The organism is Pseudomonas sp. 3MA1, from assembly GCF_029237275.1.
Lineage (GTDB): Bacteria > Pseudomonadota > Gammaproteobacteria > Pseudomonadales > Pseudomonadaceae > Aquipseudomonas > Aquipseudomonas fluorescens_AP.
Genome location: NZ_JAACFX010000001.1, coordinates 673,311 through 690,844, shown reverse-complemented (window position 1 = coordinate 690,844; position 17,534 = coordinate 673,311). Strand labels below are relative to the sequence as shown.

Here is a 17,534-nt window from a genome sequence, read left to right as displayed (position 1 = left end):
GCTGTCATAACCGCCACGGGGTGAGTCAGGCCTCAGCCGCGCAGCGCACGCCAGCCCTTGCCAATCAGGCTCACGGCCAGCAGCACCGCTGCGCCAGCAATAATCCCGGCCACAGCATTGAGCAGGGTCGGCATGATCACCGAGGCCGCGCCGATGACCCCGGCGCTGCGCTCGGCCAGGCCTTGAATCAGATGATGCACGGCAGGCACGCCGTGGGTGAGGATGCCGCCGCCGACCATGAACATCGCCGCGGTGCCGATCACCGACAGGCTCTTCATCATCCACGGCGCCGCCCGCAGAATGGCGCCGCCGATGCGCCTGGCCAGGGCTCCGGGCTTCTGCGCCAGCCACAGCCCCAAGTCGTCCAGCTTGACGATGCCGCCCACCAGGCCATAGACGCCGACGGTCATGATGATCGCAATCCCCGACAGCACCACCACCTGCTGGCTCAGGGAAGCACCCGCCACCGTGCCCAGGGTGATGGCGATGATTTCGGCGGAGAGGATGAAGTCGGTACGGATCGCGCCCTTGATCTTGTCCTTTTCAAAGGCCACCAGATCCACCTGGGGATCGGCCAGGGCCTGCAGGCTCTGCTCATGTTCGGCCGCGTCATCGGCATGCGGCAGGTATTTGTGCGCCAGCTTCTCGAAGCCTTCGAAACACAGATAGGCACCACCGACCATCAGCAACGGCGTCACCAGCCAGGGCGCCAGGGCACTGATGGCCAGGGCCGCCGGCACCAGGATCAGCTTGTTGCGAAACGAGCCCTTGGCCACCGCCCAGACCACGGGCAGTTCCCGCTCGGCGCGCACCCCGGAAACCTGCTGAGCGTTAAGTGCCAGATCGTCGCCCAATACCCCGGCGGTCTTCTTCGCCGCCACCTTGGTCATCAAGGCCACGTCATCGAGGACCGCGGCGATGTCGTCGATCAATACCAGCAAACTGCTTCCTGCCATGGGCCAGGCTTCCCTGCTTGAAAATAAGGCGCGCAGCATACCGCGCCACCGAGCGCGCAGCGAGCGCCCACAAGCAGGAAAAACGGGCCCTACCCGGCATTCTTGAGCCTCTCGCAAAGCCGGTGCTACCATGCGCAACCGCCCGAACAGGCAAGGAATCCCCCGGTTTATGAGCACCATCCGCGAGCGCAATAAAGAACTGATCCTGCGGGCCGCCAGCGAAGAGTTTGCCGACAAGGGCTTTGCCGCGACCAAGACCAGCGACATCGCCGCCAAGGCCGGATTGCCCAAACCCAACGTCTACTACTACTTCAAGTCCAAGGAAAACCTCTATCGCGAGGTGCTGGAAAGCATCATCGAACCGATTCTCCAGGCCTCCACGCCGTTCAATGCCGACGGCGTGCCCAGCGAAGTGCTCAGCGGCTATATCCGCTCGAAGATCCGCATCTCCCGCGACCTGCCGTTCGCCTCCAAAGTGTTCGCCAGCGAAATCATGCATGGCGCGCCGCACCTGAGCCCGGAGCAGGTGCAACAGCTCAACGCCCAGGCCAAGCACAACATCGAATGCATCCAGACCTGGATCGATCGCGGCCTGATCGCCCCGCTCGACCCCAACCACCTGATGTTCAGCATCTGGGCCGCGACCCAGACCTACGCCGACTTCGACTGGCAGATCTCGGTGGTCACCGGCAAGGCCAAGCTCACCGAAGAAGACTACGAGGCCGCGGCGCAGACCATCATCCGCCTGGTGCTCAAGGGCTGCGAACCGGATCGCTGATCGCGTTTGCGCCCCTTCCCGTGCACTTCTTTTGTTGCGGCAAACTGCGCGCAGAAATATCAAGACACCAGCAAGGTCCTGCGGACCTTTTCGCGGGCTCGACAGCGGCTACGGGCCGGGGCCGGGCCCGCAAGGTTGAGGATTACGCGCTGACGCCGGCGTCCGCCGCCAGGCCCTGAGCTTCGATGGCGCTGATGGCGCATTGCTCGTCGATGTCCGAGGTGTCGCCACTGATGCCGATCGCCCCAATCACCGCCCCCGCCTGATCCCGGATCAGGACCCCGCCCGGCGCCGGCACCACGCTGCCCTGCCCCAGACCATTCAACGCGCCGATAAAGGCCGGGCGCTGCTGCGCGTCCAGGGCCAGCAGGCGCGACCCCTTGCCCAGGGCAATCGCGCCCCAGGCCTTGCCGATGGCGATCTGCGGACGCAGCAGGCTGGCGCCATCTTCCCTTTGCAGGGTCACCAGATGCCCGCCGGCGTCCAGCACGGCGATGGTCAAGGGCGCCGCACTGATCTGGCGCCCCGCACTGATGGCCTGATTGGCCAGGTTGACTGCGACTTTCAAGGTTAAAGCGCTCATGGGTGCCGTCCTTATCTTGTTATTGAGAAAGCCTGAGGAATGCTTCTGGTAGTAGAAGTCCGATACAGCAAATAGAACACAATGAATTTATTTTTTGTATACAATAAATCGCGAAAATCACCACATGCGACAAATGGACGCCGGTTTATCGGGGCTTCGGCAAAAGCCACTGTAGCTCAAGAAAATCCATTGACCTGCGTCGCTCGCCGTGAATACACTTTGTGAAAAGCCACTTGTATACAATTACAAAACGTAAGAGGCACAAAACCATGAGCAAAATGAGAGCAATCGAAGCCGCCGTTCTGGTGATGCGCCGCGAAGGGGTCGATACCGCTTTTGGCATCCCGGGTGCCGCCATCAACCCGCTGTATTCCGCGCTGCAGAAGGTCGGTGGCATCGATCACGTCCTCGCCCGCCACGTTGAAGGCGCCTCGCACATGGCCGAGGGCTACACCCGCACCAAGGCCGGCAACATCGGTGTGTGCATCGGCACTTCCGGCCCGGCCGGCACCGACATGGTCACCGGCCTGTACAGCGCCTCGGCCGACTCGATCCCGATTCTCTGCATCACCGGCCAGGCACCCCGGGCCCGGCTGCACAAGGAAGACTTCCAGGCCGTGGACATCACCAGCATCGTCAAGCCGGTGACCAAGTGGGCCACCACCGTGCTGGAGCCGGGCCAGGTGCCCTACGCCTTCCAGAAAGCCTTCTACGAAATGCGCTCCGGCCGTCCCGGCCCGGTGCTGATCGACCTGCCATTCGACGTGCAGATGGCGGAAATCGAATTCGACATCGACGCCTACCAGCCCCTGCCCCTGGCCAAGCCCGCGGCAACCCGCTTGCAGGCGGAAAAGGTCCTGGCCCTGCTGGACCAGGCCGAGCGTCCATTGCTGGTGGCCGGTGGTGGCGTGATCAACGCCGACGCCAGCGACCTGCTGGTGGAGTTCGCCGAACTGACCGGTATCCCGGTAATCCCGACCCTGATGGGCTGGGGCACCATCCCTGACGATCACCCCCAGATGGTGGGCATGGTCGGCCTGCAGACCTCCCATCGCTACGGCAACGCCACCCTGCTCAAGTCCGACACCGTGCTGGGCATCGGCAACCGCTGGGCCAACCGCCACACCGGCTCGGTGGACGTCTATACCGAAGGCCGCAAGTTCATCCACGTGGACATCGAACCGACCCAGATCGGCCGTGTCTTCACTCCGGACCTGGGCATCGTCTCCGACGCGGGCAGCGCCCTGACCGTGCTGCTGGAAGTGGCTCGTGAATGGCAGACCGCCGGCAAGTTGAAAGACCGCAGCGCCTGGCTGCATGACTGCCAGCAGCGCAAGGCCAGCCTGCATCGCAAGACCCACTTCGACAACGTGCCGGTCAAGCCGCAGCGCGTGTACGAAGAGATGAACCAGGTGTTCGGCAAGGACACCTGCTACGTCAGCACCATCGGCCTGTCGCAGATTGCCGGCGCGCAGTTCCTCCACGTCTACAAGCCGCGTCACTGGATCAACTGCGGCCAGGCCGGCCCGCTGGGCTGGACCATTCCCGCGGCGCTGGGCGTGGTCAAGGCCGACCCGAATCGCCAGGTGGTGGCCCTGTCCGGCGACTACGACTTCCAGTTCATGATCGAAGAGCTGGCGGTGGGCGCGCAGTTCAACCTGCCCTACATCCACGTGGTGGTGAACAACTCCTACCTGGGGCTGATCCGCCAGGCCCAGCGCGGTTTCGACATGGACTACTGCGTGCAGCTGTCCTTCGACAACCTCAACGCCCCGGAACTCAACGGCTACGGCGTCGACCACGTAGCGGTCGCCGAAGGCCTGGGTTGCAAGGCCCTGCGGGTGTTCGAACCCAAGGACATCCAGCCGGCCCTGCGCCAGGCCCAGGAAATGCTCCAGACCTACAAGGTGCCGGTGGTGGTGGAGATCATCCTGGAGCGCGTGACCAACATTTCCATGGGCACCGAGATCAACGCAGTCAACGAGTTCGAAGACCTGGCGCTGGTGGGCAACGACGCCCCTACCGCGATTTCCCTGCTCGACTAACCCCTGTAGCCGCGGCCTCAGGCTGTCATCGGGTTCACCCGAACCTTGCCGGGATTGCCCCGCTCGCCCTCTTGTCCAGAGAGGTCGCCGGGGCAGCCCGACTGCCGTCTGAGCGCCCACCACAGGCATCACCGTTTCACAGGAGACCACCATGCCGCGTTTTGCCGCCAACCTGTCCATGCTGTTCACCGAACAGGACTTCCTCGCCCGCTTCAAGGCTGCCGCCGATGCCGGTTTCAGCGGCGTCGAATACCTGTTTCCCTACGAATTCAGCTCCGCCGAGATCAAGGCGCAACTCGATGCCAACGGCCTGACCCAGGTGCTGTTCAACCTGCCGGCCGGTGACTGGGCCAAGGGTGAGCGCGGTATCGCCTGCCTGCCCGACCGGGTCGAGGAATTCCGGGCCGGGGTCGACCTGGCCATCGCCTACGCCCAGGTCCTGGGCAATACCCAGATCAACTGCCTGGCCGGCATCCGTCCACAAGGCGCCGATGAGGCGCTGCTGGAAAAGACCTTCGTCGCCAACCTCAAGTACGCCGCCGACAAGCTGCAGGCGGTGGGCATCAAGCTGGTGATGGAAGCGATCAACACCCGCGACATTCCAGGCTTCTACCTCAACAACACCGCCCAGGCGCTGGCGATTCGCGAACAGGTGGGCAGCGCCAACCTGTACCTGCAGTACGACATCTACCACATGCAAATCATGGAGGGTGACCTGGCCCGGACCATGGCCAACCACCTGGGCCAGATCAACCACATCCAGCTGGCGGACAACCCCGGGCGCAACGAGCCGGGCACCGGCGAGATCAACTACCGCTTCCTCTTCGAGCACCTGGACCGCATCGGCTACCAGGGCTGGGTCGGCTGCGAGTACAAGCCGCTGACCACCACCGAGGCCGGCCTCGGCTGGCTGAAAACCCACAACGCAATCTGAACCCGTCCCCCTGTAGGAGCCGGCTCGCCGGCGAACAGGCCCGCAAGCAGTGCTGCGCCTTCGCTGGCCAGCCAGCGCCTACAGGGTCCCGTTGAATAGAGGATTTTTATCATGGCTAAAATCGGATTTATCGGCACCGGCATCATGGGCCACCCCATGGCCGCCAACCTGCAGAAAGCCGGTCACTCGCTGCTGCTCTCGGAACACCACGGCAAGGCCCCGGCTGATCTGATCGCCGCTGGCGCGGTGGCCCTGGCCTCGCCCAAGGAAGTGGCCCAGGAAGCCGAATTCGTCATCATCATGGTGCCCGATACCCCTCAGGTCGAAGACGTGCTGCTGCGTGCCGACGGCGTTGCCGCCGGGATCGGCAAGGGCAAGATCGTCATCGACATGAGCTCCATCTCCCCCACCGCGACCAAGGCCTTCGCCGCCAAAATCAACGAGAAAGGCGCGCAGTACCTGGACGCCCCGGTATCCGGCGGTGAAGTCGGGGCCAAGGCCGCGACCCTGAGCATCATGGTCGGCGGCGACAGCCAGGCCTTCGAACGCGCCCTGCCGCTGTTCCAGAGCATGGGCAAGAACATCACCCTGGTCGGCGGCAACGGTGACGGCCAGACCGCCAAGGTGGCCAACCAGATCATCGTCGCCCTGAATATCCAGGCCGTGGCCGAAGCCCTGCTGTTCGCCGCGAAGAACGGCGCCGACCCGGCCAAGGTGCGCGAAGCACTGATGGGCGGCTTCGCCTCCTCGAAGATCCTCGAAGTGCACGGCGAGCGGATGATCAAGGGCACCTTCGATCCGGGCTTCCGCATCAACCTGCACCAGAAGGACCTGAACCTGGCCCTCAGCGGCGCCCGCGAGCTGGGCATCAACCTGCCCAACACCGCCGGCACCCAGCAAGTGTTCAGCACCTGCAGCGCCATCGGTGGCGCCAACTGGGACCACTCGGCGCTGATCAAGGGCCTGGAGCACATGGCCAACTTCTCGATCCGCGAGAAAAAATAACCACCCTATGTAGCCGCTGCCTCAGGCTGTACCAAGGTTCGCAGGAAACGCCTCACGGCGGGCCAGGGACAGGCCCTGCCAACCTTGTCGCCGCCTGAGGTGGCGGCTACTCCCGCTTCAAGCCCCCCATAACAAGAAATCCGGGAGCCCGCCATGTCGGTCGATCCGCAACAATTCCTCCGTGAGCTGTTCGCCACAGCCATCGACGCCGCCCATCCGCAACAGGTTCTGCAAGCCCATCTCCCCAGCGACCGCAGCGGTCGAGTGATCGTCATCGGTGCCGGCAAGGCCGCGGCGGCCATGGCCCAGGTGGTGGAGCACAGCTGGCAGGGCGAGGTCAGCGGACTGGTGGTCACGCGCTACGGTCACGGCGCCCCCTGCAGCAAGATCGAAGTGGTCGAAGCCGCCCACCCGGTGCCCGACGCCGCCGGCCTGGCCGTGGCCAAGCGCGTGCTGGAACTGGTCAGCAACCTGTCGGAACAGGACCGGGTGATCTTCCTGCTGTCCGGCGGCGGCTCGGCCTTGCTCGCCCTGCCCGCCGCCGGCATCACCCTGGCCGACAAGCAGGCCATCAACAAGGCCCTGCTCAAATCCGGCGCCACCATCGGCGAGATGAACTGCGTGCGCAAGCACCTCTCGGCGATCAAGGGCGGCCGCCTGGCCAAGGCCTGCTGGCCGGCCACGGTCTACACCTACGCGATATCCGATGTCCCCGGCGATCTGGCGACGGTCATCGCCTCCGGCCCCACCGTGGCCGACCCGAGCACCTCGGCCGAAGCCCTGGCGATTCTCAAGCGCTACGAGATTCAGGTTCCGGCCGCTGTGCGCAGCTGGTTGCACAGCCCCGAGTCGGAAACCATCAAGCCCGGTGACCCATGCCTGGAGCGCAGCCATTTCCAGTTGATCGCCCGGCCCCAGCAATCCCTGGAAGCCGCCGCGGTGAAAGCCCGCCAGGCCGGCTACAGCCCACTGATCCTCGGCGACCTGGAAGGCGAATCCCGCGAGGTGGCCAAGGTTCACGCCGGCATCGCCCGTCAGGTGGCCTTGCACGGTCAACCCCTGGCGGCGCCCTGCGTGATCCTCTCCGGCGGTGAAACCACGGTCACCGTGCGCGGCAATGGCCGTGGCGGACGCAATGCCGAGTTCCTCCTGAGCCTCACCGACAGCCTCAAGGGCCACCCGGGCATCTACGCCCTGGCTGGCGATACCGACGGCATCGACGGTTCCGAAGACAACGCCGGGGCCATCATGACCCCGGACAGCTACGCCCGCGCCGCGGCCCTGGGCCTGAGCGCCAGCGACGAGCTGGACAACAACAACGGCTACGGCTACTTCGCGGCGCTGGGCGACCTGATCGTCACCGAGCCGACCCGCACCAACGTCAACGACTTCCGCGCCATCCTGATTCTCGAGACCCCCAAACATGACGCCTGACAAGAAGGTCAAAATCCTCGCCACCCTGGGCCCGGCCATCGATGGCATCGAGGACATCCGCGAGCTGGTACAAGCCGGGGTGAATATCTTCCGGCTCAACTTCAGCCACGGCGCCCATGCCGACCATGCCCAGCGCTTTGAATGGATCCGCCAGGTCGAGCGTGAACTGAACTACCCCCTGGGCATCCTCATGGACCTGCAGGGGCCGAAACTGCGAGTCGGCACCTTCGCCGAAGGCAAGGTGCAACTGGTGCGCGGGCAAGCCCTGCGCCTGGACCTCGACCCGACCCCGGGCAACGCCCAGCGGGTCAGCCTGCCGCACCCGGAAATCATCGCCGCCCTGGAGCCGGGCATGGACCTGCTGCTGGACGACGGCAAGCTGCGCCTGCGGGTCATCGCCAAGCACGCCGACGCCATCGAGACCACCGTGCTCAATGGCGGCGAACTGTCGGACCGCAAGGGGGTCAACGTGCCCCAGGCCGTGCTCGACCTCAGCCCACTGACCGCCAAGGACCGCTGCGACCTGAGCTTCGGCCTGGAACTGGGGGTGGACTGGGTGGCGCTGTCCTTCGTGCAGCGCCCGGAAGACATCCGTGAAGCCCGCACGCTGATCGGCGACAAGGCCTACCTGATGGCCAAGATCGAGAAGCCTTCAGCGGTGACCCAGCTACGGGAAATCGCCGAACTGAGCGACGCGATCATGGTGGCCAGGGGCGACCTGGGGGTGGAGGTGCCGGCGGAAAGCGTGCCGCAGATCCAGAAAACCATCATCAGCACCTGCCGCCAGTTGGGTAAACCGGTGGTGGTGGCCACCCAGATGCTCGAATCCATGCGCTTTTCTCCCGCCCCGACCCGGGCCGAGGTCACCGACGTGGCCAACGCCGTGGCCGAAGGCGCCGATGCGGTGATGCTGTCGGCGGAAACCGCCTCTGGCGAATACCCGCTGGAAGCGGTGCAGATGATGAGCAAGATCATCCGCCAGGTGGAGAGCGGTCTCGATTACCAGACCCAACTGGATGTCAGCCGGCCCCAGGCCGAGGCGACGGTGTCCGACGCCATCAGCTGCGCGATCCGCCGGGTGTGCAGCATCCTGCCGGTGGCGGTGCTGGTGAACTACAGCGAATCGGGCAGCTCGACCCTGCGTGCCGCCCGGGAACGGCCATCGGTGCCCATCCTCAACCTGACGCCGAACCTGGCCACCGCGCGCCGCCTGACCCTGACCTGGGGCGTGCACTCGGTGGTCAATGACCGCCTGCGCCAGGTGGACGAGGTGTGCGCCACGGCGCTGGAGATCGCCCAGGCCCAGGGCCTGGCCAAGCGCGGCGATACCGTGGTGATCACCACCGGCGTGCCATTCGGCCAGCCGGGGACCACCAACTCCCTGCGTGTCGAAACCCTTCTCTGACCCGTAGCCACTGCCGCCGCAGCGCACTCGACCTGCCGGAAGCCGCCCGAAGAGGCGGCCACCGGCAGCGAACGCTGCACGCGGTAGGCGCCGCACCCATCGACTTCCACCATGCCTGCACAGTCTTTCAACGCCTTCTGCCCCGATTGGGCCACTGCCTTGCTCAACGGTTTCAGTCAGATTTTCCTCCAGCGCCATCCGCTGTGCGGCCTGTTGTGCCTGCTGGCGATCCTGGTCGGCGCCCCGGCCCAACTCGGCGGAGCCCTGCTCGGCGCCCTGGCCGGACTGCTCACGGCACAACGCCGGGGCTACGCCAAGGCCGACCGGCAAGCCGGGCTCTTCAGCTACAACGGTGTGCTCCTGGGCCTGCTGCTGAGCCTGTACCTGCCCTGGTCGGTGCTGCTGCCGCCGCTGATCATCGCCGCCGCCGGCCTCAGCGCGATCCTCACCCAGCAGTGGCTCAAGCGCGCTCGCCAGCCGCACAGCCTGCCGGCCTACACCGCGCCCTTCGTCGGCCTTGGCTGGCTGTTGCTGAGCCTGATGCCCCCCCAGGCAGCGCTGCCCCTGGCGGCGCCCGAACTGTCCCCGGGAAGCCTGCTGGGCGGCCTGCTCCAGGGCCTGGGCCAGATCATGTTCCTCGGCCAGCCGCTGGCCGGGCTGCTGATTCTCCTCGGACTGCTGCTGGCCAACCGCCGGGCGGCGGCCTGGGCCCTGATCGGTTCGGCCTGCGGCCTGGCCCTGGCTCTGATGCAACAGCAACAGGCTCAGGCCCTGTCGGGCCTGGGCGGCTACAACTGCGCGCTGGTGGCCCTGGCCCTGGGTCAGCAGGCCCGTGCTCCGTGGCGGCCCCTGGCGGGGATGATCCTGGCCCTGCTGATCACCCCCGGGATCGTCAGCCTGGGTCTTGCGCCCCTCACCGCGCCCTTCGTCATCGCCTGCTGGCTGGTGCATGCCGCCGCCCGGGTTCTGGACCGCACGCCCCGGGACAACACACCTTGCGCTCCCCCATCCTCTCCCCCTAGGCTGCGCTGATCTTTGATTCAGGCGATTCCCATGGGTAACAGCGACAACTGGCGCCAGCGCCTCTACGTAATGATCTTCCAGACCGATACGGTGGCCGGAAGACGCTTCGACACCGCCTTGCTGCTGATCATCCTCGCCAGCCTGGTGATCGTGATTCTCGACAGCATCGACGAGGTGCACAGCAACTACGCCAATGTCCTGGCCTTCATCGAATGGGGCTTCACCCTGATCTTCGCCATCGAGTACGGGCTGCGCCTGTACTGCTCGCCCAAGCCGCTGCGCTACGCCTTCAGTTTCTATGGCCTGGTGGATCTGCTGGCGATCGTCCCCGGCATCCTTGCCCTGTACTACAGCGACGCCCAGTACCTGCTGATCATCCGTATCATCCGCATGCTGCGGATCTTCCGCGTGCTCAAGCTGGCGCCCTACCTGAAACAGGCCCATTACCTGCTGGACGCCTTGCGCGGCAGCAAGCAGAAGATCCTGGTGTTCCTGCTCAGCGTCTGCACCCTGGTCACGGTGTTCGGCACCCTGATGTACGTGGTGGAAGGCCCGGAGCATGGCTTCACCAGCATCCCCAAGGGCATCTACTGGGCCATCGTCACCCTGACCACCGTGGGCTATGGCGATATCGTGCCCAAGACCGTGATCGGCCAGATGATCTCGTCGATGGTGATGATCACCGGTTACTCGATCATCGCCGTGCCTACCGGGATCTTCACCGCGGAACTGGCCAGCGCCATGCGTGGCGAACAGCTCAAGCATGACTGCCCGGTGTGCCGCAAGAACAGCCACGAACCGTCCGCGGCCTTCTGCTCGCGCTGCGGCAATGCGCTGTTCAAGAAACTGGAATAAGCAAAGTTCTTTTTAATCTTTAAAGAGATATAGCGCCCCGGCTATAGTCGGCGGCAAATTGCCTTCACTCTCGAACAAAAGGAATGTGCAGTGAAAAAACTCTTCAGCGCTTCGCTTCTGGCGGCCGGCCTGGCCCTGGGCAGCGTCGCCCAGGCCGCCCCGACCCTGCTCAACGTGTCCTACGACGTGATGCGCGACTTCTACAAGGACTACAACGCCGCCTTCCAGAAACACTGGAAAGCCGAGCACAACGAGAACATCACCCTGCAGATGTCCTTCGGCGGCTCCAGCAAACAGGCACGCTCGGTGATCGACGGCCTGCCGGCGGATGTCATCACCATGAACATGGCCACCGACATCAACGCCCTGGCGGACAACGGCAAACTGGTGCCGGACAACTGGGTCACGCGCCTGCCGAACAACAGCGCGCCCTTCACCTCGGCCACCGTGTTCATCGTGCGCAAGGGCAACCCCAAGGCCCTGAAAGACTGGCCGGACCTGCTCAAGGATGGCGTGCAAGTGATTGTGCCCAACCCCAAGACTTCGGGTAACGGCCGCTACACCTACCTCTCGGCCTGGGGTTACGTGCTGAAGAACGGCGGCGACGAGAACAAGGCCAAGGACTTCGTCGGCAAGCTGTTCAAGCAGGCGCCGGTGCTGGACACCGGTGGCCGCGCCGCCACCACCACCTTCATGACCAACCAGATCGGCGACGTGTTGGTGACCTTTGAGAACGAAGCGGAAATGATCGCCCGCGAATTCGGCCGCGATCAGTTCGAGGTGATCTACCCGAGCGTGTCCGCCGAAGCCGAGCCGCCGGTATCGGTGGTGGACAAGGTGGTGGAGAAGAAAGGCACCCGCGCCGCGGCCGAGGAATACCTGAAGTACCTGTGGTCGCCGGAAGGCCAGGAAATCGCCGCCAACAACTACCTGCGCCCACGGGACCCGAAGGTGCTGGCCAAGTACACCGACCGCTTCCCGAAAGTCGACTTCCTCTCGGTGGAGAAGACCTTCGGCGACTGGCGCAGCGTGCAGAAGACCCACTTCAACGACGGCGGGATCTTCGACCAGATCTACACCAACGCCAAATGAGCCCTCGCGGCTGAATGAAAAAAGCGACCCTGGCGGTCGCTTTTTTTTAGGCCCTGATCGCCCAGTTCAAAGGGCTCGCGCCGGATTGAACAAAGCCGCCTCGGCCACCTGATGGCGCTCCTCCAGCACCGCCTCGACCTCGACCTCGATCAGCCACTCGGGCAGGGACAGGCCACTGACGATGATCCATGAGGACGCCGGTGGCTGGCTGGCAAAGCGCTCCAGCAGCACCGTGCTGATGTGTTCCTGCTGATCCCGGGCCGCCTCGGCGATGTAGATGCGCAGCATCACCACATCCGCCATCTGGCCGCCTGCCGCGGCCAGGACCCTTTCGATGTTGTCGAAGGCCCGCTCGGTCTGCTCGCGCAGGCCGGGGCCGACCGTCCGCTCCTGTTCATCCACCCCCACTTGGCCGGACAGCAGCAGGCGCCGGCCGCCTCGCACTTCCACGGCCTGACTGAAACCGTATTGCAGGGAATTGAACACACTGGCTGGGTTAAACGTCGACTTTTCCATAAGAAGGCACTCCCGCCGCACTGAACAACCGCAAACCCTAAACCAAGGTTTCAGCGAGTGCCACCGCAACCGCGGCACGGCAACATTTGGCAATGCAAGCCTGGGCACGGCAGGGCCGGAACGGGCGATTGCACGCCGCCGACAACCGCCTTACATGGGCGGTGCCACCCCATCCTTGCCCGCGGAAATCGACTGGGCGATGAGTTTGCCGTCGGCGCTCTGGGTGACGAACATCACCACCTTGACCCCGGCCTTGAGCAGGCTGCGATCCCCGGGGGTGAGATTGACGATGGGAACGTCGTCCGGCACCAGGATCTTCTGCTGCCCGCCCTTGTAATTGACGGTCAGGGTACGGCCATTGCTGACCACCAGATCACCGACGCTGCCGTTGGTCATGCTGCTGCCCTTGGCCAGGTCGAAGGGCCGATGACCGTCCCCGGTGCCGGCCATCTGCGCGGGAAAGACATGCACTTCCAGGGCCTTGAGCGTGCCGTCGGCCATGGGCATTGCCGCCGAGCCGATGTAGCTGCCGGGCTTGATGTCCTCGATGTTGGCCAGGGTCACCCCGCGCACCTGGGTCTGTGGCGTCAGCTCGACGCTGACGTTTTCACCGCTGTTGACATGCACCCGCACCCAGTCGCCGCTGACCCCGGTGATCTCGCCGCGCACACCCATGCGCATGCCCGGAGCATCCTGGGCCCGGGCCGCGGCGCCCACCAGGGTGAGCGCCAGGACAACGCCCTGAGCGGCGCACAACAAACCACGCATAGACCGATTCATGGGATGGATTTCCTCGATTGAAAAGGGGGCCCCAGGCCACTTCCGGGGCGGATGGCGAACATGAGCATGCTATCGAACAAGATGTAAGTAAATGTATCATCAGCCCTCGTCAGCGGCATCCGTCCCGGCCGGCAGCGCAACGCCTTGAATCGGTCATTTATTCCCCGCAGGAATAAATGCTATTGCCCGGCGCTCTCTACTGCGTTAGCGCGCCGCCTCTTAACCTTGCCCCTCTTTTCGCCGCCAAGAGAATTCCGATGAGTTCAACGACCCAGGCGCTGCCCCTGCGCAGCGTGACAATGACCCGAGGCATGGTGCTGCTGTTCGCCTTCTGCTGCGGGGCCATCGTCGCCAACATCTACTACGCCCAACCCATCATCGAGCTGATCGCCCCGGACCTCGGCCTGTCCAGCTCCCTGGCCAGCCTGATCGTGTCCCTGACCCAGATCGGCTACGCCCTGGGCCTGTTCTTCCTGGTGCCCCTGGGAGACTTGCTGGAAAACCGCCGGTTGATGGTGATCACCACCCTGGTGGCCATCGCCAGCCTGCTGGGAGCGGCCTGGACCCAGCAGCCCAACGTCTTTCTCCTGGTGTCGCTGCTGATCGGCTTCAGCTCGGTGTCGGTGCAGATCCTCATTCCCCTGGCCGCGCACCTGGCCCCGGAAGAGTCCCGCGGCCGTGTGGTAGGCGGGATCATGGGCGGCCTGCTGCTGGGGATTCTCCTGGCCCGTCCGGTGTCCAGCGTGGTGGCCGATCTGTTTGGCTGGCGCGCGATGTTCGTTGCGGCCGCCGTGCTGATGGCGGGCATCAGCCTGGTCCTGATGCTGACCATGCCCCAGCGCCAACCGGCCCATAGCGCCACTTACGGCCAGCTGCTGCGCTCACTGGGAAGCCTGCTGCGCCGGCAACCGGTCTTGCGCCAGCGGGCCTTCTACCAGGGCTGCATGTTCGCCAGCTTCAGCCTGTTCTGGACCGCGGCGCCCCTGGAGCTGGCCCGGCATCACGGCCTGTCGCAGAGCCAGATCGCGATCTTCGCCCTGGTCGGCGCCATCGGTGCCGTCGCCGCCCCCATCAGCGGGCGCCTGGCGGATGCCGGCCACACCCGTATCGCCTCGCTGCTGGCCATGCTCCTGGCGGCCCTGAGCTTTGTCCCGACGCTGATCCATCCCGCCTACAGCGTGATTGGCCTGGCGGTGACCGGGGTGGTCCTGGACTTCTGCGTACAAATGAACATGGTGCTCGGGCAACGGGCGGTGTATGCCCTGGACGCCCACAGCCGCAGCCGCCTCAACGCGCTGTACATGACCAGCATCTTCATCGGTGGCGCCTTCGGCTCATCGATTGCCAGTGCGGTGTACGAACACAGCGGCTGGCTGGGCGTGGCGCTGGTGGGCAGCGCCTTCCCACTGCTGGCGCTGCTGCGTTTCCTGCTGGTGGCGGACAACCGCCGAGCAGCGCGTGCCTAGGCAACTCGGGCTGAACCCGGCGATAGTCTCGGCGCCCGCTCCCGGGTGCCCTCCTCCCCTCTCCTGCAAGGACAACCGATGGACCGCCTAGCCGCGATGGAGACCTTTGTGCATGTGGTGGAAAGCGGCTCCTTCTCCGCTGCCGCCCGACGCCTGAACCTGGGCCAGCCTGCCGTATCGAAAAGCATTGCCCAGTTGGAGGCCCATCTGCAGGTGCGGCTGTTGTTGCGTTCCACCCGCGGCTTGACCCCCACCGAGGCCGGCCTGGCCTATTTCGAACGGGCCCGGCGCACCCTGGAGGAGGCCTGCGAGGCGGAGAACGCCGCCCGCGGGTCGGCTGCGGCATTGCACGGCACCCTGCGCATCGGCGCCGCTGTGACCTTCGCCCGCATGCACATCGTGCCCCACCTGGGGGCCTTTCTTGATCGTCACCCCGGCCTGCAGGTCGACGTGGTGCTGGACGATCAGCACATCAATCTGGTGGAAGCCGGGGTGGATGTGGCGCTGCGCATGGGCAACCTGGCCGACTCGTCCCTCACCGCGCGCAAAATCGCCGAATGCCCCCGCCTGCTGCTGGCCACCCCGGCGTACCTGGCCACGCACGGCGAGCCCCGGCATCCGGCGGATCTGAGCCAACACCAGGCCCTGATCTACAACCGGGGGCCCGGCCATTTCTGGCACTTTTCCCAGGGTGACCAAGAACAGCAGGTGAGTGTCAGCGGCAGGATTCGGGTCAATGCCGCGGAAGGCTTGCGTGCCGCGGTCCTGGCCCATCAGGGCCTGGCGATCGCCTCGCAATGGATGTTCGCCCCGGAGTTGGCCAGCGGCGCGGTCAAGGCGCTGCTGACCGACTGGCAGTTGCCTCGGCAGCAACTGTGGGCGGTATTTCCCGGCGGGCGCCTGGTGAGTGCCAAGGCCCGGGCCTTCGTCGAGTACGTGGAGCTGCTGCTGGAGCGCCTCTGAAACGGGCTTCAGATGCGCTCGCGGACCAGCACCTCGATGTTCAGCGCCTCGCCCCAGCGCCGCAGGCGCTCGATCAGGCCCTGATCGGTTTCGCCGACCAGGTACAGGATGTCGATGGTCTGGGTGGCGGCCCACTGCACGAACTCGCTGCCATCGAAAGCGGCCAGGGTCGCCAGGCGGAATTCGTTTTCATAGAAACCCGGGACCACCGCCACCGGTGTGTCCTGGGGACTGGCCGCAGCGATGAAGTCACAGGACAGGTGCACCACGCCCCAACGAGCCACGCGCCAGTTCCTCAGGGCTTCGTCCAGTCGCGCCCGGGCGCCGCGGACAAAGCCCAGGCCGTCGAGCACCACGCGCCGGTTGACGATCAGCCACAGCCGGCGCCGCTGGGGCGCCTTGAGCAGCACCTCGCCCGTGACCTTGGCGGCGCGCAAGGCCAGGGCGATCACCAGCAACAAGGGTGCGCAGTAGCCGTAAAGCCGTTCGGCCTGGCTGACCTGGGTCAGCCCATGCAGGCGGTGGACCTCGGCGCGCTGGCGCTCCAATTCGCCGAATGTCTGTCCCAGACGCTGCAACCATTGCTGCACCAGGGGCGCTGAATACTCACCGCGCAGGTCATCCAGAGCCTGCTGCACCTTGCTCACCGCCAGGGTCGACGGACGCCCATCGGCGCTGCGCTCCAGCGCACCAAAACGCTCGCACAGGCTGCTGACCTGGGCCGCGTCCTGGGGCTCATGCAGCTCAAGCGCGGCCTGACAGTGCGCACTGCCGAGCATGTCGTCGATCTCGGCCAGCACCCGGCGCTGCAAGCCGGCCTGCTCGCTTTGGGCCCACTGATAGTCGCTCTGGAACCAGTCCACCCGAACTGCCTGGGTGGCGCTGATCAACGCCAGGGAAGCCAGCAGCAGCCAGCCGTAGTCGACCTTCTTCCAGCCGATCTCGCCGAGGCGCAACACCGAGATCAGGCTCCAGCAGAAGAAGTAATACATGAAGGCGAAGGCCACCAGCAGGTACAGCGGTGCCAGGGACAGGTAGATCAGTTCCGGCACCTCTGCCGGTCCCAGGCCATACAGCAACAGCAGGACAACGACCACGGCCAGCCAAAACACCATCGGCGCGACATAGGGTTTGTTCAGGTCTTTCTTCATCGGGCGCTCAACGGCAGATACTCAGGAACACCCCGCTGTATCGGCCAGCCGACCCGGGGCTTAAATCATCCGCTGGTCGCGGCAAGGCGCACGCCGCCGTGCAGCGCCGCCGGTGCAATCAACCAGGCCAGGGGCCCGGCAACTACTGGAACTGACGCCCCAGCCCTGCGGGCACCCCATGAACATCGGTGTCTTCCCAAGGTCCGTCGGGGCTGATGGAGCGGCTCCAACCGTTGTTCCAGCGGTAATAGGTGCGCTGGCGGTAGAAGGTGTTGCTCTGGTCGTCCAGCACGTAGACCCCGAGCCGGGCGTCCCAGTGGCTGTGCCCACCCGGCGGCGGAGCAAAACTGGCGGAGGTGCGAGGCAAGGGCTTGGCCGCCGGGATCGGCGCACTGGGCTTGCCCGGGGCCGTGGACGGCGCCGGGCGTGTGCTCGGCCCCGCGGGCGGAATGGGTTCAGAGGAGGTTGGCGCCGGCCGCTGGACCGTACAAGCGCTCAACCCCAGAACCAGTGACAACAGGGTGATACGAGCGATGGCGGTCATGGCG

At 65.2% G+C, this 17,534-nt stretch carries 17 protein-coding genes; 11 read left to right on the top strand and 6 right to left on the bottom strand.

Going from position 1 to position 17,534, the window contains the following annotated elements; all coding sequences use genetic code 11:
• Positions 1–32 precede the first annotated feature (32 nt).
• The gene (locus GWQ44_RS03280; RefSeq protein WP_179597500.1) at positions 33–956 is read right to left on the bottom strand and encodes a DUF808 domain-containing protein; all 924 of its coding nucleotides are present in this window, start codon (positions 954–956) and stop codon (positions 33–35) included.
• Between the two features lie 169 nt (positions 957–1,125).
• On the opposite strand from GWQ44_RS03280, the gene GWQ44_RS03275 reads away from it, so the two are divergent.
• Positions 1,126–1,734, top strand: coding sequence for a TetR/AcrR family transcriptional regulator (locus tag GWQ44_RS03275; RefSeq protein ID WP_016968077.1), 609 nt, complete (start codon positions 1,126–1,128; stop codon positions 1,732–1,734).
• A gap of 142 nt (positions 1,735–1,876) precedes the next feature.
• Here the strand turns inward: GWQ44_RS03275 and GWQ44_RS03270 are convergent, their stop codons facing one another.
• Positions 1,877–2,317, bottom strand: a complete 441-nt coding sequence (locus GWQ44_RS03270) for a heme-binding protein (protein ID WP_016968076.1) — start codon at positions 2,315–2,317, stop codon at positions 1,877–1,879.
• A 269-nt stretch (positions 2,318–2,586) separates the two neighbouring features.
• Between GWQ44_RS03270 and gcl the strand changes: the two genes are divergently transcribed.
• The 8 genes from gcl to GWQ44_RS03230 all read left to right on the top strand — a co-directional run bounded on the left by gcl (position 2,587) and on the right by GWQ44_RS03230 (position 12,110).
• On the top strand, positions 2,587–4,362 hold the full coding sequence (gene gcl / locus GWQ44_RS03265; protein ID WP_275926631.1) for a glyoxylate carboligase: 1,776 nt from the start codon (positions 2,587–2,589) through the stop codon (positions 4,360–4,362).
• A gap of 151 nt (positions 4,363–4,513) precedes the next feature.
• The gene (gene hyi, locus GWQ44_RS03260) at positions 4,514–5,296 is read left to right on the top strand and encodes a hydroxypyruvate isomerase (protein ID WP_016965185.1); all 783 of its coding nucleotides are present in this window, start codon (positions 4,514–4,516) and stop codon (positions 5,294–5,296) included.
• 111 nt (positions 5,297–5,407) lie between these two features.
• Positions 5,408–6,301 carry a 2-hydroxy-3-oxopropionate reductase gene (locus GWQ44_RS03255; protein ID WP_047302733.1) on the top strand — a complete coding sequence of 298 codons (894 nt, stop codon included), beginning with the start codon at positions 5,408–5,410 and terminating at the stop codon, positions 6,299–6,301.
• 153 nt (positions 6,302–6,454) lie between these two features.
• Entirely contained in the window at positions 6,455–7,735 is a 1,281-nt protein-coding gene (locus tag GWQ44_RS03250; RefSeq protein WP_047302731.1) for a glycerate kinase, read from the top strand.
• On the top strand, positions 7,725–9,140 hold the full coding sequence (gene pyk / locus GWQ44_RS03245; RefSeq protein ID WP_275926630.1) for a pyruvate kinase: 1,416 nt from the start codon (positions 7,725–7,727) through the stop codon (positions 9,138–9,140). Before GWQ44_RS03250 ends, pyk begins: the two co-directional genes overlap by 11 nt.
• 111 nt (positions 9,141–9,251) lie before the next feature.
• Positions 9,252–10,172: an urea transporter gene (locus GWQ44_RS03240; protein WP_275926629.1), complete on the top strand. Its 921-nt coding sequence runs from the start codon at positions 9,252–9,254 to the stop codon at positions 10,170–10,172.
• 21 nt (positions 10,173–10,193) lie between these two features.
• Positions 10,194–11,018 carry an ion transporter gene (locus GWQ44_RS03235; protein WP_016965169.1) on the top strand — a complete coding sequence of 275 codons (825 nt, stop codon included), beginning with the start codon at positions 10,194–10,196 and terminating at the stop codon, positions 11,016–11,018.
• A 90-nt stretch (positions 11,019–11,108) separates the two neighbouring features.
• A complete protein-coding gene (locus tag GWQ44_RS03230) occupies positions 11,109–12,110 on the top strand; it encodes a sulfate ABC transporter substrate-binding protein (RefSeq protein WP_011060028.1) in 1,002 nt (333 codons plus the stop codon).
• A 66-nt stretch (positions 12,111–12,176) separates the two neighbouring features.
• On the opposite strand, the gene GWQ44_RS03225 is transcribed toward GWQ44_RS03230, so the two are convergent.
• Together GWQ44_RS03225 and GWQ44_RS03220 are read right to left on the bottom strand one after the other, a co-directional pair.
• Positions 12,177–12,626, bottom strand: coding sequence for a Rid family hydrolase (locus tag GWQ44_RS03225; protein WP_275926628.1), 450 nt, complete (start codon positions 12,624–12,626; stop codon positions 12,177–12,179).
• A gap of 150 nt (positions 12,627–12,776) precedes the next feature.
• Complete coding sequence (locus GWQ44_RS03220; protein ID WP_042941101.1) at positions 12,777–13,406, bottom strand: DUF5666 domain-containing protein; 630 nt, start codon at positions 13,404–13,406, stop codon at positions 12,777–12,779.
• A 257-nt stretch (positions 13,407–13,663) separates the two neighbouring features.
• Here GWQ44_RS03220 and GWQ44_RS03215 point away from each other — a divergent pair, with 257 nt between their 5' ends.
• Both GWQ44_RS03215 and GWQ44_RS03210 read left to right on the top strand, forming a co-directional pair.
• Positions 13,664–14,872, top strand: a complete 1,209-nt coding sequence (locus tag GWQ44_RS03215) for an MFS transporter (RefSeq protein WP_047302722.1) — start codon at positions 13,664–13,666, stop codon at positions 14,870–14,872.
• A 78-nt stretch (positions 14,873–14,950) separates the two neighbouring features.
• Positions 14,951–15,835: a LysR family transcriptional regulator gene (locus tag GWQ44_RS03210; RefSeq protein ID WP_275926627.1), complete on the top strand. Its 885-nt coding sequence runs from the start codon at positions 14,951–14,953 to the stop codon at positions 15,833–15,835.
• A gap of 8 nt (positions 15,836–15,843) precedes the next feature.
• Here the strand turns inward: GWQ44_RS03210 and GWQ44_RS03205 are convergent, their stop codons facing one another.
• Complete coding sequence (locus GWQ44_RS03205) at positions 15,844–16,986, bottom strand: hypothetical protein (RefSeq protein ID WP_199011547.1); 1,143 nt, start codon at positions 16,984–16,986, stop codon at positions 15,844–15,846.
• Positions 16,987–17,128: 142 nt separating this feature from the next.
• A complete protein-coding gene (locus GWQ44_RS03200) occupies positions 17,129–17,530 on the bottom strand; it encodes a hypothetical protein (RefSeq protein WP_016965176.1) in 402 nt (133 codons plus the stop codon).
• Positions 17,531–17,534 lie beyond the last annotated feature (4 nt).